Annotated in this window: 26 protein-coding genes; 7 read left to right on the top strand and 19 right to left on the bottom strand. The window is 45.1% G+C overall.

Translation table 11 applies throughout. The features are described 5' to 3' along the window. Positions 1-26: 26 nt before the first annotated feature. From glpG to ftsY, 6 genes are all read right to left on the bottom strand, one after another. Positions 27-857, bottom strand: coding sequence for a rhomboid family intramembrane serine protease GlpG (gene glpG, locus AC6R00_RS05550; protein ID WP_500639602.1), 831 nt, complete (start codon positions 855-857; stop codon positions 27-29). A gap of 4 nt (positions 858-861) precedes the next feature. Further along, on the bottom strand, positions 862-1,188 hold the full coding sequence (glpE, locus tag AC6R00_RS05545) for a thiosulfate sulfurtransferase GlpE (protein WP_500639601.1): 327 nt from the start codon (positions 1,186-1,188) through the stop codon (positions 862-864). A 413-nt stretch (positions 1,189-1,601) separates the two neighbouring features. Continuing rightward, positions 1,602-2,459, bottom strand: coding sequence for an RNA polymerase sigma factor RpoH (rpoH, locus tag AC6R00_RS05540; RefSeq protein ID WP_004745047.1), 858 nt, complete (start codon positions 2,457-2,459; stop codon positions 1,602-1,604). A gap of 183 nt (positions 2,460-2,642) precedes the next feature. Next, the gene (gene ftsX / locus AC6R00_RS05535; RefSeq protein WP_500639600.1) at positions 2,643-3,611 is read right to left on the bottom strand and encodes a permease-like cell division protein FtsX; all 969 of its coding nucleotides are present in this window, start codon (positions 3,609-3,611) and stop codon (positions 2,643-2,645) included. After that, positions 3,601-4,275 (bottom strand): cell division ATP-binding protein FtsE, encoded by a 675-nt coding sequence (gene ftsE, locus AC6R00_RS05530; RefSeq protein WP_004745045.1) that lies wholly within the window; start codon positions 4,273-4,275, stop codon positions 3,601-3,603. The genes ftsX and ftsE overlap by 11 nt, the downstream gene beginning before the upstream one ends. Positions 4,276-4,435: 160 nt before the next feature. Further along, positions 4,436-5,704 (bottom strand): signal recognition particle-docking protein FtsY, encoded by a 1,269-nt coding sequence (ftsY, locus tag AC6R00_RS05525; RefSeq protein ID WP_500639599.1) that lies wholly within the window; start codon positions 5,702-5,704, stop codon positions 4,436-4,438. 210 nt (positions 5,705-5,914) lie between these two features. On the opposite strand from ftsY, the gene rsmD reads away from it, so the two are divergent. Then, positions 5,915-6,517: a 16S rRNA (guanine(966)-N(2))-methyltransferase RsmD gene (rsmD, locus tag AC6R00_RS05520; RefSeq protein WP_500639598.1), complete on the top strand. Its 603-nt coding sequence runs from the start codon at positions 5,915-5,917 to the stop codon at positions 6,515-6,517. Between the two features lie 13 nt (positions 6,518-6,530). Beyond that, the gene (locus AC6R00_RS05515) at positions 6,531-6,797 is read left to right on the top strand and encodes a DUF1145 domain-containing protein (protein ID WP_500639597.1); all 267 of its coding nucleotides are present in this window, start codon (positions 6,531-6,533) and stop codon (positions 6,795-6,797) included. A gap of 50 nt (positions 6,798-6,847) precedes the next feature. On the opposite strand, the gene AC6R00_RS05510 is transcribed toward AC6R00_RS05515, so the two are convergent. From AC6R00_RS05510 to AC6R00_RS05495, 4 genes are all read right to left on the bottom strand, one after another. Continuing rightward, positions 6,848-7,432, bottom strand: coding sequence for a YhgN family NAAT transporter (locus tag AC6R00_RS05510; RefSeq protein WP_500639596.1), 585 nt, complete (start codon positions 7,430-7,432; stop codon positions 6,848-6,850). Positions 7,433-7,574: 142 nt separating this feature from the next. After that, on the bottom strand, positions 7,575-7,811 hold the full coding sequence (locus tag AC6R00_RS05505; protein WP_171325770.1) for a YecH family metal-binding protein: 237 nt from the start codon (positions 7,809-7,811) through the stop codon (positions 7,575-7,577). 62 nt (positions 7,812-7,873) lie between these two features. Next, positions 7,874-8,497, bottom strand: a complete 624-nt coding sequence (locus tag AC6R00_RS05500; protein WP_171325772.1) for a lysoplasmalogenase — start codon at positions 8,495-8,497, stop codon at positions 7,874-7,876. A 924-nt stretch (positions 8,498-9,421) separates the two neighbouring features. Next, entirely contained in the window at positions 9,422-9,787 is a 366-nt protein-coding gene (locus AC6R00_RS05495; protein ID WP_004745038.1) for a hypothetical protein, read from the bottom strand. A gap of 267 nt (positions 9,788-10,054) precedes the next feature. On the opposite strand from AC6R00_RS05495, the gene AC6R00_RS05490 reads away from it, so the two are divergent. Further along, complete coding sequence (locus tag AC6R00_RS05490; RefSeq protein ID WP_004745037.1) at positions 10,055-10,387, top strand: DUF2500 domain-containing protein; 333 nt, start codon at positions 10,055-10,057, stop codon at positions 10,385-10,387. Here AC6R00_RS05490 and AC6R00_RS05485 read toward each other — a convergent pair. From AC6R00_RS05485 to rhtB, 7 genes are all read right to left on the bottom strand, one after another. Continuing rightward, positions 10,384-11,397: an acyltransferase gene (locus tag AC6R00_RS05485; protein WP_500639595.1), complete on the bottom strand. Its 1,014-nt coding sequence runs from the start codon at positions 11,395-11,397 to the stop codon at positions 10,384-10,386. The two genes, AC6R00_RS05490 and AC6R00_RS05485, sit on opposite strands and share 4 nt — an antisense overlap. Positions 11,398-11,497: 100 nt before the next feature. Continuing rightward, positions 11,498-12,718: an organoarsenical effux MFS transporter ArsJ gene (gene arsJ, locus AC6R00_RS05480; RefSeq protein ID WP_500639594.1), complete on the bottom strand. Its 1,221-nt coding sequence runs from the start codon at positions 12,716-12,718 to the stop codon at positions 11,498-11,500. Between the two features lie 71 nt (positions 12,719-12,789). Continuing rightward, positions 12,790-13,287, bottom strand: a complete 498-nt coding sequence (locus tag AC6R00_RS05475) for a cyclin-dependent kinase inhibitor 3 family protein (protein ID WP_500639593.1) — start codon at positions 13,285-13,287, stop codon at positions 12,790-12,792. Positions 13,288-13,356: 69 nt separating this feature from the next. After that, positions 13,357-14,358, bottom strand: a complete 1,002-nt coding sequence (locus AC6R00_RS05470; RefSeq protein ID WP_500639592.1) for an ArsJ-associated glyceraldehyde-3-phosphate dehydrogenase — start codon at positions 14,356-14,358, stop codon at positions 13,357-13,359. A gap of 24 nt (positions 14,359-14,382) precedes the next feature. Then, complete coding sequence (locus AC6R00_RS05465; protein ID WP_004745032.1) at positions 14,383-14,724, bottom strand: metalloregulator ArsR/SmtB family transcription factor; 342 nt, start codon at positions 14,722-14,724, stop codon at positions 14,383-14,385. A gap of 97 nt (positions 14,725-14,821) precedes the next feature. Then, positions 14,822-16,048, bottom strand: coding sequence for an EAL and HDOD domain-containing protein (locus AC6R00_RS05460; RefSeq protein ID WP_272787176.1), 1,227 nt, complete (start codon positions 16,046-16,048; stop codon positions 14,822-14,824). A gap of 21 nt (positions 16,049-16,069) precedes the next feature. Then, positions 16,070-16,687, bottom strand: coding sequence for a homoserine/homoserine lactone efflux protein (rhtB, locus tag AC6R00_RS05455; RefSeq protein WP_004745030.1), 618 nt, complete (start codon positions 16,685-16,687; stop codon positions 16,070-16,072). Positions 16,688-16,773: 86 nt separating this feature from the next. Between rhtB and AC6R00_RS05450 the strand changes: the two genes are divergently transcribed. Together AC6R00_RS05450 and AC6R00_RS05445 are read left to right on the top strand one after the other, a co-directional pair. Beyond that, positions 16,774-17,760: an alpha/beta fold hydrolase gene (locus AC6R00_RS05450; protein ID WP_500639591.1), complete on the top strand. Its 987-nt coding sequence runs from the start codon at positions 16,774-16,776 to the stop codon at positions 17,758-17,760. A gap of 108 nt (positions 17,761-17,868) precedes the next feature. Further along, positions 17,869-18,696, top strand: coding sequence for a Cof-type HAD-IIB family hydrolase (locus AC6R00_RS05445; RefSeq protein WP_500639590.1), 828 nt, complete (start codon positions 17,869-17,871; stop codon positions 18,694-18,696). A gap of 62 nt (positions 18,697-18,758) precedes the next feature. On the opposite strand, the gene AC6R00_RS05440 is transcribed toward AC6R00_RS05445, so the two are convergent. Next, a complete protein-coding gene (locus AC6R00_RS05440) occupies positions 18,759-19,229 on the bottom strand; it encodes an EVE domain-containing protein (protein ID WP_239854313.1) in 471 nt (156 codons plus the stop codon). A gap of 38 nt (positions 19,230-19,267) precedes the next feature. On the opposite strand from AC6R00_RS05440, the gene AC6R00_RS05435 reads away from it, so the two are divergent. Together AC6R00_RS05435 and AC6R00_RS05430 are read left to right on the top strand one after the other, a co-directional pair. Beyond that, a complete protein-coding gene (locus tag AC6R00_RS05435; protein ID WP_500639589.1) occupies positions 19,268-20,800 on the top strand; it encodes a COG3650 family protein in 1,533 nt (510 codons plus the stop codon). After that, complete coding sequence (locus tag AC6R00_RS05430; protein WP_500639588.1) at positions 20,797-21,426, top strand: tRNA-uridine aminocarboxypropyltransferase; 630 nt, start codon at positions 20,797-20,799, stop codon at positions 21,424-21,426. Before AC6R00_RS05435 ends, AC6R00_RS05430 begins: the two co-directional genes overlap by 4 nt. Here AC6R00_RS05430 and AC6R00_RS05425 read toward each other — a convergent pair. Then, positions 21,410-23,884, bottom strand: a complete 2,475-nt coding sequence (locus AC6R00_RS05425) for a bifunctional diguanylate cyclase/phosphodiesterase (RefSeq protein ID WP_500639587.1) — start codon at positions 23,882-23,884, stop codon at positions 21,410-21,412. The genes AC6R00_RS05430 and AC6R00_RS05425 overlap by 17 nt on opposite strands. Between the last annotated feature and the right edge of the window lie 9 nt (positions 23,885-23,893).

Here is a 23,893-nt window from a genome sequence, read left to right as displayed (position 1 = left end):
GCGCTTATCGCGCCGTTTTTTTATTGCTACTTTTTCGCTCGGCTTGCATCGAACAAACCCAGAGCCACACCAGATAACAGACCAACTAAATGGGCTGTATTGGCAATCGCCATATACGGCTGAACAAAACCAAGCACCAACCACACCAGCATAAAACCTATCATAGGTTTAGGCATACTGAGTCCAAGTTGTGGCGCTTTGTAGCCCAACATCCATAAGTAGCCAACCAGTGCATAAACCACACCAGATAAGCCGCCAAAGTTAGCGCCTTCAACCCAGTATTGCCCCGCCCCTGAGAGCGCAGCAGAAACTACAAACAACTGCAGTAATTTGCCCGAGCCGAGCCTTTGCTCAATATCACCACCAAGCTGCCACCACCAGAGTAAGTTAAAGGCGATATGCATGACAGAAAAGTGAAGAACGGCATGGCTTACCCAGCGCCAAAGTTGCCATTCTTGTCCTGCAAATGCTGGGAAGTGCAAAGCGGCAAACACCCCTTTACCAGAGCCAAGTTGCTGCATGGTAAAAATCACCAAACAGATCACCATGACAGATAATGTTATCGGCCCAGCTTTGGCCTTAATCATGGCTAACATACTTGGCGATTGATAGGTAAAGTGATTCTTGCGGCTTTCGGCCATATCCCATGACGCCGCTTGATATTTGTTGGCATTCGGGTCGGATAAAAACTGCTGCAGCTCTGACTCCGCCTCTATTTGATGCTGGCTATCGGTCAACCACAATGCAAACTGCCCTTCTCCCTCCGGCATCATCTGAATATCTATCTGGCGCGAGGCCATATAGTCGATAAATGCTTGTGCCATACGTGGATTATTGAGGGAGATGAGTCGATACATAAAGCTATCCTAAGTTGGATTCTGTCGGAAGTTCGGCTCTTTGCCATGCTTCAAAGCCGCCATCAACACTATACACCTGCTCAAAGCCTTGGTTAACCAAATACTGTGCTGCACCTTGGCTGCTAATGCCGTGATAACACATCACCAACACAGGTTGTTCAAACTCCACGTCGTCCATAAAGGTGACGATCGTATCGTTGGTCAAATGGAAGGCATCTTTGGCGTGAGACACAGCAAAGGATTGAGGGTCGCGAATATCCACCATTCGTGCTTCTCCTTGCTCAAGAAGATTTTGCGCACTACTCACATCAATATGCTTAAACTGATCCATGAACTTTCTCTTTTATATCGTAATTATCTAACGCCATTGTAACCTATCCAGTGGTCAACAAGTACACGAGGGTAGTAAGGTTATCCACCAGCGATCATAAATCCACCAACTGTGGATAAATCTGTGGATTGCGTTGATAAAGTATCTCGATGATTTTTGATCCACTATATGTAGTGATGATCATTATTTTATTGTGTGTAAAAGCAAAACTATCCCCACGGGATAATGGGTCGAGATGCCTTTATCTACCCCGCTTTCTGACAGATAGCAAAGAAATTTACCACAGAGTTACCCACAGGCAAGGTGAGACAAACTCGATCTATAATCATCCAAATAACTCAATAAATGATCAGCAATAAAAAAGCCGAGATCATATGATCTCGGCTTGGTAGATTCGTTTAAAAAGTCAGAGGTTAGAATTCACCAACCGCCGCTTTCAATTTCTTCATCGCGTTCTTTTCTAGCTGACGAATTCGCTCTGCAGATACGCTATAGGTTTCAGCCAGTTCTTGCAGCGTCGACTTGTTATCATCTAACCAACGTGAACGAACAATGTGCTGGCTACGCTCATCTAAGCTCTTGAGTGCTAAGCTCAAACGGTTGTTAGTGTGCGCTTCCCAGTTTGCTGCTTCAACATTATCGGCAACATCAGAAGACTTATCTTCTAGGTACACCATAGGTGCAGTGTAAGAAGCATTTGAGTCATCATCATCGGTTGGCATTTCAAATGTCGCATCTTGCGCAGCCAAACGAGATTCCATTTCACGAACTTCTGAAGGCTCTACACCTAACTCACGCGCAACAGTTTCAACTTCACCGTTGTTAAACCAACCTAGGCGCTTTTTCGACTTACGCAGATTGAAGAACAATTTACGTTGCGCTTTGGTGGTCGCAATTTTCACAATACGCCAGTTACGCAGAACGTACTCATGAATCTCTGCTTTGATCCAATGCACTGCAAATGAAACCAAACGAACACCAACTTCAGGGTTGAAGCGCTTCACAGCCTTCATCAAGCCAATGTTACCTTCTTGAACAAGGTCAGCCATTGGTAGACCGTAACCTGAATAACCACGAGCAACGTGTACAACGAAACGCAGGTGCGAAAGGATTAAGCCTTTTGCAGCCTCAATTTCACCGTCGTAATGCAGACGCTCTGCAAGTCCACGCTCCTCTTCAGGAGTTAGCATTGGATAGCTGTTCACTGAACGAATATAGCTGTCTAAGCTATCTTGTGTCACTACAGCCATTGGGTATGCTTGGTTAGTCATTCAAGTCCTCATCAATCTCTGATCTGGAGTATGTTTTAGCCCACCAATCTTGAACCTAAAATGAACAGGTTTCAAGCAGGGGAAGGTTATTATGCATAAACAATTCGTCTATACAAGAGGAAAAGTATACGGTAGCGTCTACTTTTTTCAATAGTATGACAACAACAAAATAATCCGGTTCAATTAAACGGGTTCAATTTCTTTGAGATGACGCTGCGCTGAAACCTTTGCCGCTAAACAGCCAAGGAAGGTTCCTAGCATCACCAGCAGTAAAGACTCATCCCAACTTAGACCCACCAATCTGAAGTGGCTATCATACAGAAGCGCCAACTTTTCTACGCTGCTATTAAGTAGAACTGTAATTACCGCTGTTAAAACCCAGGCTGTAATCGCACCTAGCAGACCAAACCACATACCAGAGTACAAATATGGGCGAAGAATATAGCTATTGGTCGCCCCTATAAGCTTCATAGTTTGTATCTCTTCTTTATTGGCTAACACGTTAAAGCGTAATGTGTTGCCGACAATTAAGAACACTGAACCTAGCATCAATACTGATAAGGTAATCACGATGCCACTGACCAGATTTTTGATCGCGTCGAGTCGCGTTAACCAATCTTCATCCAAGCGAACATCGGTAATACCTTCTTCATTAGCGACGCGCTCAGCGAGACGTTTAATCGCTTGTTTATCATCTTTACTCGGTGTAATCACCAATACGCCGGGCAATGCGTAATCGTCTAACAAGCTCAGTGCCTCTTCAAAGCCGGAGTATTGGCTGAGGTCATCGAGACCTTGCTGCGGGGAGATGTATTCAACTTTAGCCACATCAAGCGATGTTTCTAGTTCATCTTTGAGGACCATGATCCGTGCTTCAGGTGTGCGCTCTTCTATGTAAGCACTTACTTGCGACGGACTGGTTACATTGGTTGAAGCAGCAGAAATATTCTTACCCAATAGGTACAAAGCAGAAGGCATGGCTAATGCCATCGAGATAACCGCTAAAGTAAGAATATTACCCAGTGGCCGCTGCCAAAATTCAGCGAGAGAAAGTCTAGCTTGCTTGAAATGAACCGTGAAAAAGCTGTCTTTCTTGACGCGATTTTTAGCACGAGAGGCGTTGGCGTTTTTGTTACGCTTATTAGTGCCCATAATCTTCCACCTCACTCAAAAAACCTTGGTTTAGCTCTAGATGGCGGTATTGTGGGCGAGTGTTCACTAACCCAATATCGTGCGTTGCTAATAGGATGGTGACACCAGCACGGTTAAACTCTTCAAATAGCTTCAGTACCCGACTAGAGAGTTCTGGATCTAAATTTCCGGTAGGTTCATCCGCTAATAGTAAAGTTGGTCTATTAACCACAGCACGCGCGATACCGACACGCTGCTGTTCACCACCAGATAGTTGGCTTGGCAAGCATTTCGCTTTGTCCAACAGCCCCGTCTTATCCAGAGCCGCAGATACTCGACGCTTAATTTCGTTCTCAGAGATTGACTCTATTCGCATTGGCAAAGCGACGTTATCAAACACGCTTCGATCCATCAGCAAACGATGGTCCTGAAACACAATGCCAATATTACGACGTAGGAAGGGAATATCCTTGTTAGGAATTCGAGTGATATCGTGGTCATTAAAGCTGATTTTGCCATCCGTAGGTCGCTCAATGGCACAGATTAACTTTAGCAGGGTACTTTTCCCGGCACCTGAATGTCCGCCAAGAAAAGCCATTTCACCACGACGAAGATGAAAATCGACCTTCTGTAAGGCTTGTCGCCCACCACGATAAGCCTTACTCACTTGCTGAAATTTTATCACCCGAAATCCCTCTTATGAACTTCTCTATTGTATTTATCCCCTAAATAGTTGGAGTGCAGCTAGGCGACAAATCCATTCAGCCCTATGAGCAAAGGTGCTCTATTTGATTAGGGCGGAATTGATCCCGTCAACAACGCTGCAGCTTCAAATATGACGGGGATTAGTCTTCGCGGCTAAACAGCGCATCAATAAACTCTTGAGTTTCAAATGGGCGCAGATCATCAATCCCTTCACCCACACCAATGTATCGAATTGGAATTTGGAACTGATCGGCAAGTGCGAAGATCACGCCACCTTTCGCGGTACCGTCTAACTTAGTAAGGGTAATACCCGTTAGCGGCGCGACATCACTAAACAGTTTGGCTTGGCTGATAGCGTTTTGACCGGTACCTGCATCCAAAGTCAGCATAATTTCATGCGGTGCAGAACCATCGACCTTCTGCATTACACGAACGATCTTACGCAGTTCTTCCATCAAGTTCGCTTTGTTCTGCAGGCGGCCCGCAGTATCAGCGATAACCACATCAACGCCTTTCGCTTTGGCTGATTCAATTGCATCATAGATAACGGAAGCACTATCTGCGCCAGTATGCTGCGCGACAACAGGGACGTTGTTTCGCTCCCCCCAAACTTGTAGCTGTTCAACCGCCGCGGCACGGAAAGTATCACCCGCAGCAAGCATGACTTTTTTGCCTTCAGCTTGGAACTTTTTCGCTAGCTTACCAATGGTTGTCGTTTTACCAACCCCGTTAACACCGACCATAAGAATCACGTAAGGGGTTTTAGAGGTATCGACTTCCAGTGGCTTCTCAACATTAGATAGGATCTCTGCCATCTCTTCTTTGAGCAAGCCGTATAGAGCTTCACCATCTTTAAGATCCTGTCGGGACGCTTTCTCGGTCAGGTTATCGATGATCTTGAGCGTGGTATCCATACCCACATCAGCAATAAGCAACTGCTCTTCCAACTCTTCAAATAGCTCATCGTCGATTTGCTTGTCTTTAAACAAGCCGAAGAAACCTGCGCCAATATTGGCTTTAGTACGAGCCAAGCTGCGTTTTAAGCGAGCGAAGAAGCTTTCTGTCGGTTTATCTTGTTCAACGACACGTGGCTCAGCTGGCTGCTCGACAACTTCAACTACCTCTTCTGCTTCTGCTTCTGCTTCTGCTTCTGCTTCTGCTTCTGCTTCTGCTTCTGCTTCTGCTTCTGCTTCTGCTTCTGCTTCTGCTTCTGCTTCTGCTTCTGCTTCTGCTTCTGCTTCTGCTTCTGCTAGTACAGTTTTAGGTTGTTCAACTTGCTCGTCAACAACTGGTGCCTCTTCGACAGCATCTTCAATGGTATTTTGTTGTTCTTCAGCGGGTTGCTTGGTTTGCTCTTCATCGCCGAAACCAAGCCAAGAAAGTAATCCGCGCTTCTTTTTTTCCGTCATCTGGGGCTATCCTAGATCGTCTTATTTTAACTCAGACTCTTTTCCGCCCGGATTATCCACGCGCAGAAAAGAAAAATGACAACACAGTGAAAAGTTTTTAACTACCTATGGGATGGTATACACTTTGTCATCAACAAATTTGGGCTGTATGTTAGCGCTCACAGCAGAGCGACTGGCTATAGTATCACTTTATTAGCGGTCAAAAAATCTATGGTAAGACGTCGCCAGCAAAACACATCACAAAAAAAGCCTTCAACTGGCTTTGTTCGTATTATTAGCGGCTTATGGAGAGGACGTAAACTCCCCGTTCATGATGCTGAAGGATTAAGACCGACAACCGATCGCGTAAAAGAGACGCTATTTAACTGGCTGGCACAGGACATTCCTCGTGCAAAATGCCTAGATTTGTTTGCCGGTTCAGGTGGGCTGGGCTTTGAAGCGGCCTCTCGCCAAGCTGAAATAGTGACTATGGTCGAGCTCAATACTAATGCATTCAATCAAATTAAGAAGAACATCGCGGCATTGAAAGCGACTAACCTTCAGGCCCACAACACTGATGCGCTAAGCTATTTAAAGCAACCTGGAACCCCGCATCATGTCGTGTTTATTGATCCCCCCTTTCGTAAAGGGTTACTTAACGAAACAATTTCCCTACTTGAGAAAAATGGCTGGTTAGCCGAAGATGCGATGATCTATGTTGAAACAGAGAAAGAGCTGAGCCTTGACGGAATCCCTGCCCACTGGCATTTACACAGAGAAAAGAACGCAGGTCAGGTCAGTTTCAGACTGTTTGAAAGACAACAAAGCGAATAAGGAACGTTTATTAATGAAAGCACTGATTATGTTAGCTAAAGCCGCGATTGGGTTCGTTTGGTTTATTCTTATTCTTAATTTTTTCATGCCTTTTCCAGGTAAAGCAGCCATTGCACTCTACATCATGACTGCATTCCTATTTATTATGCACGGACTACAAATGGCGATTTTCATTGGTGCCTTTGGCGACAAAATTAAGATGAGTAGATGGGAAAAGTGGTCAATTCTGATCTTTGGTATTTTTGCCTTACTCGATATCCGTCGTAAGTACATGACTTAAGAACACAAAAAATGCCGCTGTTTAAAGCGGCATTTTTTTCTCTGTCTATTCTAGCCTAGGTAGCCTTTAACGCCATCTAGGAACATCTGAGTCGAGATCATAATCAGTAGTAATCCCATCAAACGTTCTACCGCTTTTAAGCCCCTCTCTCCCAAAATACGGTGGAAGAAGTTATAGAACATTAAGATAAAGAAGGTTACCCCCCACGCCAGTAAAACCGCCGCTGATAACTCAATTAGATTATCTGGGTGTTGGCTAGAAAGCAGTAATAATGCAGCAATCACAGACGGACCAGCAATCATTGGAATTGCCATAGGCACAATAAACGGCTCTTCACCTGCTGCTAGGCCAGTAATACTACCGCCGCTTGGGAAAATCATCTTAATGGCGATGATAAACAGGATAATACCACCCGAGATACTTAACGTTTCTGGCTGGACATGTAAGAAATTGAGAATGCTCTTACCTGCGAACAAGAACAGCAGCAAGATGCCTAGCGCAAAGAATAACTCACGAACCAGGACTTTACGTCTACGTTTAGGATCTAAGTGTTTCAGGATAGATAGGACAATAGGAAGATTGCCAAGCGGATCCATGATTAAGAACAACATGGTCGCTGCGGAAAGTATGTCCATAAAAAGCCTCCAAAAAACGGGATAAATCTAAGCGCATAAAAAGTCGGCGAAGTATAGCAATCTCGTTCAAGGATTTGGAGGCATCAGTGCAATTTATCTTGCCAATAAAATGAGTATCGACATACGCAAGGAGTTGGCTAACCTAATGGCTACACACTCGCTCAGCATTAACACTCCAAATTCCATCCTTAACGATCACTTTTTCGCGCTCAATGAAGAACTCAAGCAAGGTATCAAGGTTGAAGCCATTGCACTTACAAGTACGAAAACGCGCTTGCTCACCAAATACTTCACTTACCGCCTGTTCGAGCTCAGGCTTAGACATCGGGCGTTCTCTTAGCAAGTTTAGAACGTTATGGGCATGAATTTCAGTTGACATGAACCATCCTCAATAATGTGTTTGCATTGAGGATACCTTCAATTAGAAAAGTTTCTTTGATTTTAGATAATCAGTGACGCAGTAATTAAAGAGTGCGCGAGTAGGTAGCTACCAGATATAAGATAACGGCCTTTAGCTATAGAGTGTCGGTAATCATGAATGGCTAACAAAGCGGCTGAGAACGTTAAGGTAATAGAACCAATAAACCCAGCAAGGCTAGCAAGACCACCATTAATTAACCACACTTCCCCTGCCGCCCAGTTTAGTTGCAGCAAGACAATGCCCATCATTACCACAGGAAAAATCAATCGGTCGATTTTAGGCAACAGTAAGAAAAAACTCACCACGCCTATACCGAGCAACATCGCTGGCAGCCACCAAACAATCTCGCCAGAAAGCTTGAACCAAAACGATGCGCTATAGCAAAGCTGCGCAGCAATAAAACCAGCAAAGCAGAGCTTAAGGTGTTTTTTAAAGATGTAGAGTCCATCAGCAAACATTGAAATGATAAGACCGAGTGATACCCACCAAGCGGCCGCTCCTACAAGCCCTTGTTGGCTCCAGAGCATCACGAGTAGCATCAGTAGCGACATAGTTTTAAACATCGCTGCTTGTCTTATGTGATTACTTTCATTAGCGGAAATACTGATATACCCAGAAAGGGCAACAGATAGCCAGCTCCACATTCGAACACCTCAATAAAAATGAGCTGCTAGTGTAGGCAGAGAGTCATAGATGTCTACCGCCAAAAGGCAAAACTTGGATCTCGATAATACTAATACCTCTCTAGAGCTAGCCCTAAGATATTCTAGCCAAGCACCAACTTAGACCAACCTGCTCATAATGACTTAGTGTTTAGAACCTAGCTCATATCTAACCAACTAAACTGGCAAAAAAACAAATATTCCAATCAACACCAACAAGAACAGAGCAATTACCCAAACAAAACAAACACTTAACACAAGCAAAAAGGTAAACAAAATCCTGTTTTGTATTTTTAATGTTAAGCCAAAGACACTAAGGCCACATTATTTATGCCTCGTTATTTAAAACAACGCCAGAATTAAGTCATAAGACTGTAAACTGACACCCAGCCAACCTAAGAAGATCCAAGCACTCAAAACTTACAAGATTAGTGCAGCAACAAGTTTGAAACACAAATAAAATCCAACAGAAACAACAAGTTATAATCATATCCAGGTGACTAATGTCTAGTTTTTACACACAAACTCAATCATTAAAAATCAAAATAGTGACGACAAATAGCCTCAATCAAAGTAAGAAAAGTTACTTTTTTAAGGCTTATCCATTAAATGGCTTGATCTAACCATCAAAAAGCTGCTATTCTTTAAAATATATCGTAAAACATCAAATTTAAGGAGCAGTGCTATGATTTCTTCTTCACAAAAACAAGGACTTGTAATGATCGCAGTAGTCGTTGGCCTAATGACACTGCCGATGATGTACTAAGAGAAATAGACAAAAACAAAAAGGGACGCGATTGCGTCCCTTTTTACTTTCTGGTGACTTGGCACTCATTTATCTATCAAAAGTTAGTCAACTGGTTAAAAAAATGGCACTTATGAAAAGTGCCATTTTTAAAGCTTAAGCTATAAATGCTTCGATAGAATATCCCAATGCGCATAATAAAAGAGTAATGCCGCCAAAGTTATTAGCGTCATCAAGGTAATTGCTGCTCTCCAAATAAATCGACTGCTTCTTGGTGTAAGCTCTTTTTCACATTCATCACACACAGTGAGAAAGTCTCGACGACTATCGAGCTTAAAATCCTCTTCGTGAACCACTTTGTTACGAATTGTCGCGATATATCTCAGCTTATCAATCACATCATGAGGCAAGCGCTCTTCACAACTAGTAATAAGCTGGTGCATTCCCTTACCGTCAGCATGATATTGCGTTCGGAGGAGCTTCTCGAGTCTACGTGTTCGAGTGACCACTTTTTCAATATCAGACATAGTTTCCCTCCATCGCTATTAAGTTTAGGGGGTGTTTGATCTTTCTTCTATCTACTGTCCCACTTTTTGTGCAAGTTTCAAGTAAATTTGTGTAAAAGAATCAATAGCTAAACAGAAACACGCGCTCATACAACTTATTGGCATGTGATATGCGTCGAAGATTCTTATGCTATTGATCACTTTGTTCATACAGCAAGAGCCGTGCCCAACACAATCTATAGAATGTCGATAAACTATAAAGGAGATGAGAGAAAGAGAGCCCACACCATGTCGCTACCATTATTGTTTGCTTTTATCGTGATCTTCGCTTTGGCGAGTGGCTGGGCGTTTGTTCATTTCTATCGCAAGCATATTCAAGGTGAAAACGCACCAGAACAAACCGCAGAAGTCACCGTTCTCGACAAGCAGTCAATTGCGGTCGAAGATGCCGAGCCAGGCCAAGATGACCAAGAGTATTGGATTTATGTCCAGAAAGGTCGTATTGGGCCAAAGCGCGAGTTTCAGGTAGGCATCCACTATTTCCACGCTCTAAACCCTGGCGATCAAGGCACGCTAACCTACCAAGGTGACAAGTTTCTTCACTTCGCCATGAAGCGCTAAGGCAATAACCAGCGCGTACGCGAAGATTGAGAAAGCAACCAACTTAAGGCCAATGCCCCCGCACCGCTTAACACTATCCATAGCGGAATGACCCAAGCCGGATGGCCTTGATGCCAACCAAGCTCTTTCATTGGCCAAAGAAAAATCGGATGCAGAATATAGATACCTAGGCTGTTTTTGCTGATAAATCCAATCACCTGATTAGACTTTTGTGAAAGCCCTTCGCCAAAGTAACGACAAAGCATAAAAATCATACTCGCCGCAAGAATAACATTCAGTGTCTTATACGAAAGCCATCGACCGACTGTGTACTCCTGCGCCGCGATACTGTCAGTGATCACCATATAGCCGGTAGTAAATAGTGCCGCTGCCCCAAGTAACGTGAATAGAGCAACATAAGACTTAGTGAGTGGCACTCGCTGATACAGCAAGTATCCAAGCGGAAGATAGCCACTGTATAGCCATAGTTCATGACTCCAAGGCCCATCTACTCTTAGTAAAAACAGTAAGCTCGTCGCTAACCAAATAGCGACAAAGGCATATAGAGCGCTATCGCCATATTGCCTAACCACATATTGGAAAAACGGAATCACAAAATAGAGTGGGATAAAATAATAGAAGAACCCTAGGTGGTAATAAGTCGCATGGGTCGCACTATCAGCAAGTACCTGTTTAGCCTCCAAAGCATCAAAGCCGTTGATACTCCAGCCTGATAGATAAGCGTAGAACAATGACCAAACTAAGAATGGAACAAGGACTTTGCCCAAGCGCCTTTTGACATAATATTTGCCATCGAAGGGGCGTGTATCACTGAGCATCAAAGCGCCTGTAATAAGGATAAAGACTGGCACCGCCCAACGGCTGACGCTATTCACGCCGACAGCAGTGGCCCACTCGCCAAAAGGGATCTGCCCAAGTTCGTGGCGGTACGGAGCAAGAACGTGAATCGCAATCACCGCAACCGCAGCTACGCATCGCAGTAAGTCAAAAAACAGAACTCTTTCTCTCATGCCACTCCCCTTGTACTAATAACCTATTGAATATAGCAATAAAAAAGCTGACCTAAGTATTACCTTGGTCAGCTTTTAGTCATGAAACAGTAGGAAATTTCTACGCTGTCGCGATTTGTTTAATCTTAGGTAGCTTAATCGAAATGATGGTCGTCAAAGCAAGGAAAGCAAAAGAGACCCATAAGCACGCAGCTAAACCGGCCATCTGGAACACAAACCCTGAAAGGATAGTACCAATCAAACGCCCCATCGCATTAGCCATATAGTAGAAACCGACATCAAGCGATACACCATCGCCTTTTGCATAGCTGACGATCAGATAAGAGTGCAGCGAAGAGTTGACGGCAAAAATAGCACCGAAAACCATCAAGCCTCCAACAATCACTAATTGTGGCTGCCAACCAACTTGTACGGCATAGGCGATACCCGCCGTGACAATGGCAAGCCCACCTGCCCATAACATAGCGGCATGGCCATCCGGCACTTTACCTTGAGCCTTACCCGTGATCTTAGGGGCGATACCTTGGACAAAACCGTAGGCAATCGTCCAAACAGCAAGGAAACCACCTACCCATGAGTGATCCCAACCAAATACACTGCCAAGGTAGATGGGCAGAGCAATCACAAACCACACATCACGCGCACCAAATAGGAACATTCGTGCAGCGGAAAGGATATTGATCGACTCCGACTTGGAGAATATCTGCTTAAACTTAGGTTTGCTTTTCGCTTTACCTAAATCAGCCTCTAAGCTCAACACGCTGCCGATAAACACTAGCGTCAGCACCCCAGCCATAGTCAACACTGCATATTTGAATCCAATGGTGGAAAGCAGAAAACCACCGACAAAGAAGCCTGCACCTTTAAGAGCATTCTTAGAGCCCGTTAAGATCGCTATCCATTTGTACAACGCACCCTGCTGCTCATCCGGAACTAAGGTTTTGATTGAGCTCTTGGCGCTCATCTTGTTGAGATCTTTAGCGATACCAGACAGGGCTTGAGCGGTCATAACCCAAGGTATGGTCAGCCAAGCATGTGGCACTGCTAACATAGTCAACGCCACGATCTGCATTCCTAAACCGAGGTTCATGGTCTTATTGAGACCCAACCTCGCGCCAAGCCAGCCACCAATCAAATTGGTCACGACACCAAAAAATTCATAGAAAAGGAACAGTGAAGCGATCTCTAGCGAGCTATAACCTAAGTCATAGAAATACAGCACCACCAGCATACGCAGAGCACCGTCAGTAATGGTGAAGTTCCAGTAATTGAACGTCACCAGCATGTACTGACGGACACTTTTGCTGAGATTAGAGAACATAGGTGAAATCCTCGACTAGTTACAGCGGATAGAGCTTTTGGACACCTATGATCCAAAAGCTCTCGACCCAACTATTTGGCCGCTACTGCGGTGATGTACTCAACTTGGACTGGTTTAGTAAAGGCACCTGGGCGCAGCGCTTGAACTTCACGCACAATATCTTCCAGTTTCCACTGCTTCTCTAGCAATAGGTGAGCCGCAAAAAGCCCCGTACGACCTGAGCCACCCATACAGTGCATCGCTACTTTACCGCCGTTATCAACGATTTTGTGCAGCTCCGGGCTAGCGGCTTGCCACTTAGCGGCAAACTCAGCACCTGGAGCGCAATCATCTTCAATCTCAATTTGGAACCACTGCATACCCAGTTGCAGTGCTTTAGCCCCAAGCTCAGAGACATCTTTACTTGCAAGCTCTGCATCGTCTAAAGCGGTCACAATCGCTTCTACGCCTTGCTCTTTTAACTGCGCAAGAGAAGCCTCTAGTTCAACGCCTTTAGTACCAGGACACGGAGTAAGTACTAACGCACCATTTTCAACATCGAGTTGCCAGGTTGGATGTGTCATCGTCATCAATCTCTTAAAAAATTTTTAAAACCAATATTCAAACTAACTGGAGTTGCCGCTTCAGTATGAGGAGTATTATGCCAAGCCAACGGTACGGACTAACTCAGCCGTACGGGTTGCATAACCCATCTCGTTGTCATACCAAGCGTAGATTTTCACCATACGCTTACCCACCAACATGGTAGATAGTGCGTCTACAATCGTAGAGCGTTGGTCACCTTTGTAGTCAATCGACACTAATGGACGCTCTTCAAAGCCGAGAATGCCCTTCAGCTCACCTTGTGATGCTTCTTTAAGTAACGCGTTCACCTCTTCTGCGGTGGTATCTTGCTTCACTTCAAAGATGATGTCGGTAAGAGAAGCGTTCGCCAGAGGTACACGTACAGCATGGCCGTTAATGCGATTTTCGAGTTCAGGGAAAATCTCAACAATCGCTTTCGCACTGCCCGTCGTGGTTGGAATTAAGCTCATACCGCAAGCACGCGCACGACGTAGATCTTTATGCGGCGCATCAAGAATGGTTTGTGTATTGGTCAAATCATGAATGGTAGTGAACGAAGCGTTCTCAATACCTAGCTTCTCATTGATGACTTTAACCACCGGAGCGATACAGTTAGTGGTACAAGAGGCAGCAGTGACAATCTGGTGTACTGCTGGGTCGAATATCTCGTCATTTACGCCAACAACGATGTTCGCAATGCCTTGTTCTTTAACGGGTGCCGAAACAACGACGCGTTTAACGCCTTGAGCGAGATACTTGTTTAGGAATGAAGTTTTACGATGCACACCTGTCGCTTCAATCACTACGTCACAGCCAGACCAGTCAATCGCATCGATATCTTTCTCCTGCGTAGTCTTGATAACCTGACCATTGATTAAGATTTGGTTGCCTTCGGCTTTCACTTCATGGTGCCAGCGGCCTTGTACTGAGTCGAACTCTAACAGATGCGCGAGCGTCGCAGCATCACCCGCTACGTCATTAATCTGGACAAACTCTAGCTCTTGCCAATCAAAAGCTGCGCGAAGCGCTAAACGTCCGATACGACCGAAACCGTTAATACCTACTTTAATTGCCATAATTCTATCTCTTTTATTTCTTAATTACTGACAGCAAACAGGTCGAGCCTGAATTGCATGAAGTCGTTCAATATCTTGTTGGTACTCTGTTTTTAGGCAGTTAGAAGCAACAAGATCATCTATCAATTTTTTCATCCATCCCGGTAAATCAGCAGCTAAACGGTAGAACACCCATTGCCCCTGACGGACATCAACCAAAATGCCATTTGAGCGTAGCTGAGCCAGATGACGAGAAATTTTCGGTTGGCTCTCTTGCAGCGCTTCGGTCAATTCACCTACACACAAACACTCTTCGCGCATAATCAACATCAAGCAGCGAACTCGGGTTTCATCAGACAACAACTTAAAGAATTGGTGAGGTAACATAAAACATACTCATATATGGATATGCGTATATATTTATTTAAAAATGAGCTGAGATCAACCCTGACATATGCATTGTCATAAAAGCTTAATAAAGGAACTAAACGATGGTGTTGAGATCTTGGCTCCAGCGCTGAGCCTGAGAGATACGCGGCATAACTTCATTGAGTGATAGATTCAACTGATCACACGCGGCTTCCATCCCCTGCCAGTCGGCGCTTTCGTAGCACTCTTCCAACCTGAGAAGGTCACCAAAAGGACCTTGCCTCTCTAACAAAGCGACCTTGATTGCTGCCGCTAAAGGGAGTTGCTCCACTAGGTCTTTAAGGGACATATCCAACATAGAATCCAACAAAGACAGTAACCCAATCAGGAAAGCTTGTTCGCGGAATTGGTTGAAAGGATTGTCATTCGCCATCAGCAAGAAAAACTGGGCTCGCTGCAGACATAAGGTATAGATTTCTTTCGGCTTGTTGGCGGAAACGAACGAGGCCACCGCTAAAGAGACGAAGATTTTAAGCTTATCTTGACCAAGGTAGACCAAGGCCTGACGGAAAGAAGAGATAGGCACTTCAATGCGATTCGACATGGTATTAACGAAACGCAGTAGCTTGTACGACAGCGCAACATCACGAGCGACAATTCGCTCAACCTTTTCAAAATCCACTTCCGGCTGACACACCTCTTTAAACAGCTCCATCGCGATGGCGTGTTGAGGGCTGACGTAGCGTTGACGGACGATTTGTGGTTTGCTGAAAAAGTAGCCCTGAAAAAAGCTGAAACCCGCTGAGCGCGTGGCAATAAACTCTTCCTCAGTTTCGACTCGCTCTGCGAGGAACTTACGCTTTACTCCCTTGGCTAAACGTTCCTTAACCAAAGCACAAGACTCTTCCAGCCCCGTCGCCATAATATCGATTTTGACTATTTGCACATAGGGCAGAAATCGTTCCCACTCTGGCTTATAAACAAAATCATCCAATGCAATTAAGTAGCCATTAGCGTGGATCTGCTTGATTGCTGCAAACAACTCGTCATTTGGTGTGCAGGTTTCCAACACTTCAACGACGATTTGTTCTTTAGGCAAAGAGAGAGGCAACAGACGCACTAAACTAGAGTGAGGAAAGTTGATAAAACAGCGTGAGGTCGCCAAGGCTGGATTGGTGCCTATGGAAAGAAAGTTCTCAACAATCAGGCGGTATGTCGCCCGATTGGATTCAACATGCGCAGGGTATGCGTTGTTCTCACCGTCGCGAAAAAGCAACTCATACCCTAAGGTTTGCCGCTTGGCATTAAGTATAGGTTGGCGAGCCACATAGGTGTCTCTCATCCGTTTTTGCATGATGGTGAATTACGCCTTCGCTGCTGCCAATAGAGCACCACAACCCATAAACATAGAGCCAAAGACTTTGTTGATACGCGACATAATCTTATCTGAACGAATAAAACGTCCCATCTGCGCTGCGAGACTGGTGTAACCCAACATAACAAACGCATCAATGATCACGGTTGTCACTCCAAGCACGAGCAGCTGAGTTAACTGGTCTTTTGCAGGATCCAGAAACTGAGGAAACAGCGCGACCAAAAACACTATCGATTTAGGGTTAGTCAGGTTGATCAATACCGCTTTGCGCATCAAACTCATGCTCGATAGGTGCTGAGTCGCTTCCGTGGCTGCTAAGCTAGAGTGATCGCGCCACTTCTGAATACCAAGCCATACTAAGTAAGCGGCACCCACCCACTTAATCACACTAAAGGCGAATGCAGACTGAGCAACCAGTGCGCCAATACCCGCGCCAACGAGCATAATATGGATAGTCAGACCTATCTGTAGACCGGCAATCGCTGCCAACGAGCGTCGCGTACCATAACTCAAGCCATTACTGATTGAGTTCACCGTACCAGACCCCGGAGCTAAGCTAAAAACAATCGCTGTGACTACATAAGCAAGCCAAACATGCATATCCATCGTATTTCCCCTCGACTAAATGCAGCTAGAGACACATAATCTAAATCTGTCGCAAAAATGAAATCGTAATCAGGCGCTTAACAACCATGAATGATTCAAGCTTCAACATTACTCCTTCTTATACTCAAGAGTCCAATTTTGAGCAAGCAATCAATAGCAATATTGCTAAATTATGGGAGTCTAGAGAGGAAGGCTATATAAAATCGTTCGACAAAACCGCTCTGTACTGGATTAAACTCAGCGCGCCAGAACACACCAAAGCGATTGTTGTGGTCAACGGACGCATTGAGTGCTGCGCAAAGTATCAAGAACTGTTTTACGACCTGTTCCGCCAAGGTTACGATATTTATTCTTACGATCATCGCGGCCAAGGTTTGTCTGACCGCCTGATTGAAGACAAGCAGATGGGCTATGTGGAAGAGTTCGATGACTACGTCAAAGACTTAGACAAACTGCTGCACCATTTCAATTTGGACCAATACCAAAAGCGTTATCTGTTGGGTCACTCCATGGGCGGCAATATTGCCACGCGCTACCTTCAAAGTTATGACTACCCTTTTGATGCGGTTTCGCTCAGTGCGCCTATGTATGGCGTCGATCTCCCTTGGCACCTAAAACCGATTGCAACAATTTTAGGCCAGCTGTTAACGGCTATTTATCCCAAACCAACATTTGCTCCCGGCCAAGTGGCTTATTTTCCTAAACCGTTTGAAGGTAACTTTCTCAGCCAAAGTGATGTTCGCTATCATTGGTTCCGCGATCTCTATGAGCAACAACCTGAGCTCAAAATTGGTGGCGCAAGTACGCGCTGGGTATGGCAAGGACTGATGGCCTGTAAGCAATGCTATCTAATGACTCGCCATGTAAAAGTCCCTTTAGTGGTCATGCAGGCGGGCGAAGATCAGATCGTGTCTAACCAAGCTCAAACCCAATTTATTAAGAAGCTTGCGCGGACCAACACTCAATGTGCCTTTAAAATAGTGCATGGCGCGAAACATGAGCTGCTGTTTGAAAAAGATGAGTACCGCAACCAAGCTCTAGATACCACACTGACCTTTTTCGAGCAGTACTAAAATAGGAAATACTAGAGGGTGATCTTTACCCTCTTTTTCCCCTTTATGTTCAAGTAAACTGAGCCCTCTACCTTATTAGGTAATTCATGTTGTACATACGAGGGTGATATGACCGAAGCACGTAAAGATACTCCTTTTCACATTGTAGCCTCCGATCTCGATGGCACTTTACTCGCACCAAACCACCAGCTGAGCGAGTTTTCAAAACAAACCCTGAAAGCGCTGCATGAAAAAGGCTTCACCTTTGTCTTTGCGACGGGTCGTCACCACATCGACGTTGCAGGTATCCGTGAGATTGCTGGTATTCCTGCTTACATGATTACCTCTAATGGCGCGCGTGTTCATGACCAAAATGATCAACTGATGTACAGCAACAATGTCCCACAAGAGTTAGTGCAGCCAGTGATCGATGTGATCAGCGAAGATCCAAGTATTTTTATCCACATGTATCAAAACGAAGATTGGTTACTCGATCGAGAGGATGAAATGCTAGCTAAATTCCACAGTGAATCTGGCTTTAGCTACAAACGCTTTAACGCAGCTTCAGCGCCAAATGATGGCATTGCTAAAATTTTCTTCACTCACCCAGAGCAAGACCATGACCATCTTGTGACGTTCGAAAACAAACTACGTGAAAAGTTTGGTGATCAACTCAACATTGCTTTCTCAACACCTTGGTGCCTTGAAGTCATGGCTGCTGAAGTGTCAAAAGGTCACGCGCTTGAAGCCGTTGCAAGATCGTTAGATCTGAACCTAGAAAACTGTATCGCCTTTGGTGACGGGATGAATGATGCCGAGATGCTAGAAATGGCCGGCAAAGGGTTGGTGATGGGTACCTCGCATCACAAGGTGAAAGAAGCGCTACCAAACAATGAAGTGATTGGTAGTAATGAAGATGATGCTGTGGCTCACTATCTGCACGATAATCTTTTTTAGATAGCGGCTATCGCAATCAATTCAATCCAGGCTGCATTACGCAGCCTGTTTTGTTACCGCAGTTACCTTTGGCTAGGTAGTTTTTCTTTATCTAAAATCGCAGCCCACTCTTGCTCAGTGACTGGCATAATTGACAGCCGATTACCTCTTTTCACCAGAGGCATATTTTCTAGTTCTGGCATCGCTTTCAGTACTGATAATGGGATCAAACGATCTGTCTTACGCACAAATTCGATATCAACCATAAACCAGCGCGGGTTATCCGGCGTTGATTTCGGGTCGTAATAGTCACTTTCAGGATCAAATGAGAAATGGTCGGGGTATGACTCCTTGACCACTTTCGCAATCCCTGCCACTCCTACCTTCTTACAAGATGAGTGATAGATAAGCACCAAGTCACCGAGTTTGACCTGATCACGCATCATGTTACGTGCCTGATAATTACGTACTCCTTCCCAGCATGAGGTATTTTGTGTTCGGAGAGTGTCAATAGAAAAGGTGTCTGGTTCAGTTTTGAATAGCCAATATGCCATAATAGGCTCCGCCAGTTTCTTAATAGGGAAGATATAGCATGAAGGCGCTCCGAAACCCAGCGGCTGTGATCATTTTACTCGCGTTACAAGCCTGTTCGACGTCAACGACCATCAAAGACAGCGAATCTAAACCCGTTGTGCAAGCGAGCTTAGACAAGCCTGATACGATAAAGCCTCAGACTTTTGTTATGCGCGGAGAAGTCGTGCTTGGCCATGAAGTGCGCTCTATTACACCCTGTGGAAGTAATCAACAGTATTGGCTCGATATCTCTGACGATCGCTTTCATCAAGCGCTAAAGTTAGTTCGCTCTCCTTATGCTCCTCTTTATGGTGAAGTTATCGGTCACCTTGAAACAGGCCAAGCGGATGGTTTTGTTGCTGATTACAGTGCACGCTTTGTCGTCGACTCAATTAACCTACTTAGTGCAGAGAATCCAAAGCGTTGTGATCAAGCGCTGAAACCTACCCGAGCTTTTGGCAATGAGCCATTCTGGTCGATTGATTTCGCCAGCAACGCGCTGACCTTTCAGAAAATCGGAAAAGATAAACGCCAATTAGAACTCTCATCTAGCCGTATAGAATCTGATCGACGTCGTTACCAGTTTGAAGGCGGTTCACTAGAGCTTAACCAACGTAGCTGTGTTGATGGGATGAGCGATTCACTTTATGGTTGGAGTGCAACACTTGAGCTTGAAGGCAACAGCTACCAAGGGTGTGCTACCCTGTCTAATCAAGACGCCACTCAGGATTGGACTGGTCTCTATCAAGCGGCCTCAACCAAATCGAGTGACTTTAGTGTCGCATTAAAAATCTATCCGGATCACTCAGCGACAACCACCTACAGCTACACGACAGGAGAAGCAGATTCGGTTGAGAGTGGCTACTGGCAGCAGCTTAACAAAGACCAGATTCAAGTGGTGATGACTCGTCATCAACAGCAAGCATTATTGTCAGAGCGAATCTTCACTCGTGATGGCTACCAACTCAGCGCTAGCCAAGAGAAGGTCGGCAGTCTTATCTATCCGATTGCCGATGGTGGATTAACTCTGTTTAAAGCGCAGCAAGACACGCAAAGCGCCACTTCGAAGGTGACTTCAGATCCGAAAGCCATCCCTTCCAGCACCGAGTTCAACCCTAAAGTCGACAATGCCATACGTGAGTATTTTAAATCGGACAACATCGACCCAGCAGATACTAAGTATCGTTGGTTGGAGTACGATTTAAATGGTGATGGCAATAAAGAACTCTTGGTTCAGCTGAACTGGTGTGGCTCTGGCGGCTGTACCGTACTGCTGTTTGAAAATCAGCAACAGCAATGGCAGTTTAACTCTCGCATTACTCTAGTGAGAACGCCGATTAACTTAGGTCTAGAGCAAACCGATGGATGGCAAGATTTAATCCTATTTGTTAGTGGTGGAGGCGCGACACCTAACCAACATGTTTTAAAGTATCAGGGGGACAGCTATCCGCTTAACCCAAGCTCTGCGCCTATCGCTAACTACGATCAGATTAGCCCTATCCAGCTATTTTCTGACGGGCAGACACCCCACCAGCAAGGCGTAGTAATGTGAGCCAAGTGAATTCCACTGAGGGCAATCGCTGCCCTCAGTGCAAGTTGCAGTATCAATGTGTATGCCACAAGCTACCGAGCATCAACACTCGCTTCCATCTTGCACTGGTAAACCATGAAAATGAGATTAATCGCGAGACCAATACTGGCCAGTGGTTAGATAAAAGCCTGTCTGCGACGAGCGTGCATATTTGGCAACGCACTCAGCCTTGTGACAAGTTAATGGCCTTAATACAAAGTGAGGATTATCAAGCCTACTTGCTGTTTCCTGATGACGGAAGTATTCCAGTGTCGCAGGCAATAGATGAGACAGCAGTGAGCGAGAAACGACCTTTGTTTATCATCCTTGACGGTACATGGCAGGAAGCGAAAAAGATGCTGCGTAAAAGCCCTTGGCTCAAGCAACTGCCTTTAGTACACATCACTCCAACGCAAGCATCACGTTATCAATTACGCCGCAACCAGGAGCAAGGTCATCTATGTACGTTAGAAGTTGGCTGCGAAGTGCTAAAACAAGCTAAGCAAGTACAGCAAGCAGAGCAACTTTTGCAGTTTTTTGACCGCTATATGCTGGCTTTCAAAGCCGACAAAAGCGGTCACGTTTTAAAGACTAAAACAGGCGACTAGGCTCTGCGAGGTAAAAGCCTTGCAGATAGTCGACACCAATACTTTCCGCGATATTGCACACTTCTTGGTTGTGAACAAACTCAGCGACGGTTTTTGCATTGAGTACTTGGCATAGTTTGACCAACTGACCGGTAATCTGACGCTGTTTTGGATCCTTATCGATAGTCTTTATTAAACTGCCATCGAGTTTAATCACATCCGGCTCTAGGCGAATAATTTCATCGATATTGGAGTAACCGGAACCAAAATCATCCACCAGCAAACGAACGCCAAGCTGCTTAAAGTGAGCGCAAATCTCAGCCATGCGGCCAAAATCCTTAATCCGTTCAGATTCCAAGACCTCAATGCCTAAGCGATATGGGTCATTCATCTTCGCAACCGACTGCTCAAGGAGATAAAGCGTCTTGTCACTGAGCATGTCTTGTGGAGATAAATTAACTGAGAATGACGCTTGCTTGTCGGCCATATGCGCTATGGTTGATGTCAGCATATGGCGACTTAAACGAGTGTAAAGATGCGTACCCTCAACGATGGGTAGAAAACGCCCTGGCGCGATTATCTCACCATCATCTTCAATACGAACTAAGCACTCTTGGGATACCTGCTCACGGGTATGAGCGGCAAAAATCGGCTGACTATAGGTAAGAATCCGTTTATTCAGAATGGCGCGACTGACGACCCCCATCAAATCAAGCTTGTCTCTTTGCTCCAACTCACTAATAGAATAATCTTTGGCATTAATAAAATGAGTATTGCGGGCTTTACCAATTCGACGCGCATCGATCGACTTAAGCAACAGTTCATCACCAGATATCGAAGGGAAATCGCGCTTACTGGCGATGCCACCTGAAATAGATACCGATAAATAATCTACTTCAGGTAATCCGTAAGGCTCAAAATTAATATGTTCAACGTTATCAGCGAATTGCGATAGTTCTTGTTGGAGCACATTAGTCGCTACATCCGATGAAAACACCAAAGCCCATTCTGCTGTGCCGATATAGTAGAGCTGTTGAACAAACGGTGCCCAATCCAGATCAGAAAGGTTCTCCGTAAAGTAATCACTTAAATCACGGATCAGTTCATCTGCAACTTGATAGCCATACTTTTCATTAATCTGATGAAAATTAGACAGTTTCAATGTCGCGACATGCTCATCCGTGTTAACGACTTTGAGCCTTTCTTGCAAAGCAACACGATTTTTGAGCCCAGTATGCTTGTCTAGGCGGTAGCTATTAATCAGCTTCTCGGTTTGCTCGGCAAGTTTTAGCTCCATACTCTTCTGCGTTTGATTCAGGTTATCAATCGTATAGCTAATTAAATGAAACAAAGGAGAAACCGGAAACTCGGCTTTTTCGTTAAAAGTCAGCGCCGGACGAGCAGAGTCTTCACTGTAAGCAACGTAAGTCATGCTGTGATGAAGCGATTGCTGCGAATCACCTCGATAAAACTCCCCCAGACAGAAAGATCCACAGCAGCTTTCGAATTCATCGAACAGCTGGATTTCACTGACGCCTTCAATAAATTCCAAACGCGATTCGCAGTTGTAAATGAAGATAGACTCTGGGTTATGTTGGGCTAAACCAATCACATCATGCCTGACTTGCTCTAAGGTCAACGAAGGGTGGTTATAGCAGATTCGCACTTCATCACCGATGTTAACCGCATTATCGACCTCAATACTGCCATCGGGGTAGAGCTCTCTAGGGCAACTGACCACGCCAGAGCTGCTCTTGAGGGGAAAGCTCAACATCTGCTCTAATGTCAGAGTCCGGCCTTCAGAGAGGCGGGTCTGATAGAGTTCATAAGCAGGTTGGTAATCCAACGAACGTAATTGAGTCCCATCTGCATCGGTTACCCGAAGTGGCCCGCCTATTGGTGTCCACTCGGAGAAGGCACTACGCCAAACCTGTAGCTTGTCCCCATGTAGAGCTGCTGACACCGTCATTTTCTGGAATGTCTGGTTGCCACATAGAACCCACTCATCTCTGTCGTCAACATTGGCCGCAACACCACCACTGATCGGTACATCGGTGAGAGAGCCTAACGCTTGGTAGAGATTAAAATCGAGTGAGCTGACATGCTGTGAGAAGCTAATAATAGACTTAGTTTGGTGGGTTAACGCTAACCCATTAACGATCTCTTTCGCTTCAGAGAGCGGATTATTGGTTATGGGAACACAAGTAGATGTAATGATAGAGTGTTCAAAGCAGGAAACTGACACCAAACTACCGCGATGGACAATCTGACCATCAAAAATAGTATGGCGAGTACTATGACCTATGATGTGGCATCCAGGAATATGCTCGAGAATTTGGTTCGCATAATCGCATGCGACCTGTTCCGGATCCGTAGACAGAAGCTGAACAAGAAACGAAGAATATTTCTCCGTCGGTATATCCCTTAGATGCGCTTGTAATTGCTGATTGTTATTAACCAGCGCTGAATATGTGCGCATTCAAAAGCC

This window comes from Vibrio sp. R10-SF1-ISO8, assembly GCF_059833805.1.
This window is presented reverse-complemented; position numbering and strand designations above follow the sequence as displayed.

Excerpts from the sequence above, each read along its gene's own strand:
- glpG (WP_500639602.1), bottom strand. The coding sequence starts at position 857 with ATGTATCGACTCATCTCCCTCAATAATCCACGTATGGCACAAGCATTT.
- glpE (WP_500639601.1), bottom strand. The coding sequence starts at position 1,188 with ATGGATCAGTTTAAGCATATTGATGTGAGTAGTGCGCAAAATCTTCTT.
- rpoH (WP_004745047.1), bottom strand. The coding sequence starts at position 2,459 with ATGACTAACCAAGCATACCCAATGGCTGTAGTGACACAAGATAGCTTA.
- ftsX (WP_500639600.1), bottom strand. The coding sequence starts at position 3,611 with ATGGGCACTAATAAGCGTAACAAAAACGCCAACGCCTCTCGTGCTAAA.
- ftsY (WP_500639599.1), bottom strand. The coding sequence starts at position 5,704 with ATGACGGAAAAAAAGAAGCGCGGATTACTTTCTTGGCTTGGTTTCGGC.
- rsmD (WP_500639598.1), top strand. The coding sequence starts at position 5,915 with ATGGTAAGACGTCGCCAGCAAAACACATCACAAAAAAAGCCTTCAACT.
- AC6R00_RS05515 (WP_500639597.1), top strand. The coding sequence starts at position 6,531 with ATGAAAGCACTGATTATGTTAGCTAAAGCCGCGATTGGGTTCGTTTGG.
- AC6R00_RS05510 (WP_500639596.1), bottom strand. The coding sequence starts at position 7,432 with ATGGACATACTTTCCGCAGCGACCATGTTGTTCTTAATCATGGATCCG.
- AC6R00_RS05505 (WP_171325770.1), bottom strand. The coding sequence starts at position 7,811 with ATGTCAACTGAAATTCATGCCCATAACGTTCTAAACTTGCTAAGAGAA.
- AC6R00_RS05500 (WP_171325772.1), bottom strand. The coding sequence starts at position 8,497 with ATGTGGAGCTGGCTATCTGTTGCCCTTTCTGGGTATATCAGTATTTCC.
- AC6R00_RS05495 (WP_004745038.1), bottom strand. The coding sequence starts at position 9,787 with ATGTCTGATATTGAAAAAGTGGTCACTCGAACACGTAGACTCGAGAAG.
- AC6R00_RS05490 (WP_004745037.1), top strand. The coding sequence starts at position 10,055 with ATGTCGCTACCATTATTGTTTGCTTTTATCGTGATCTTCGCTTTGGCG.
- AC6R00_RS05485 (WP_500639595.1), bottom strand. The coding sequence starts at position 11,397 with ATGAGAGAAAGAGTTCTGTTTTTTGACTTACTGCGATGCGTAGCTGCG.
- arsJ (WP_500639594.1), bottom strand. The coding sequence starts at position 12,718 with ATGTTCTCTAATCTCAGCAAAAGTGTCCGTCAGTACATGCTGGTGACG.
- AC6R00_RS05475 (WP_500639593.1), bottom strand. The coding sequence starts at position 13,287 with ATGACGATGACACATCCAACCTGGCAACTCGATGTTGAAAATGGTGCG.
- AC6R00_RS05470 (WP_500639592.1), bottom strand. The coding sequence starts at position 14,358 with ATGGCAATTAAAGTAGGTATTAACGGTTTCGGTCGTATCGGACGTTTA.
- AC6R00_RS05465 (WP_004745032.1), bottom strand. The coding sequence starts at position 14,724 with ATGTTACCTCACCAATTCTTTAAGTTGTTGTCTGATGAAACCCGAGTT.
- AC6R00_RS05460 (WP_272787176.1), bottom strand. The coding sequence starts at position 16,048 with ATGAGAGACACCTATGTGGCTCGCCAACCTATACTTAATGCCAAGCGG.
- rhtB (WP_004745030.1), bottom strand. The coding sequence starts at position 16,687 with ATGGATATGCATGTTTGGCTTGCTTATGTAGTCACAGCGATTGTTTTT.
- AC6R00_RS05450 (WP_500639591.1), top strand. The coding sequence starts at position 16,774 with ATGAATGATTCAAGCTTCAACATTACTCCTTCTTATACTCAAGAGTCC.
- AC6R00_RS05445 (WP_500639590.1), top strand. The coding sequence starts at position 17,869 with ATGACCGAAGCACGTAAAGATACTCCTTTTCACATTGTAGCCTCCGAT.
- AC6R00_RS05440 (WP_239854313.1), bottom strand. The coding sequence starts at position 19,229 with ATGGCATATTGGCTATTCAAAACTGAACCAGACACCTTTTCTATTGAC.
- AC6R00_RS05435 (WP_500639589.1), top strand. The coding sequence starts at position 19,268 with ATGAAGGCGCTCCGAAACCCAGCGGCTGTGATCATTTTACTCGCGTTA.
- AC6R00_RS05425 (WP_500639587.1), bottom strand. The coding sequence starts at position 23,884 with ATGCGCACATATTCAGCGCTGGTTAATAACAATCAGCAATTACAAGCG.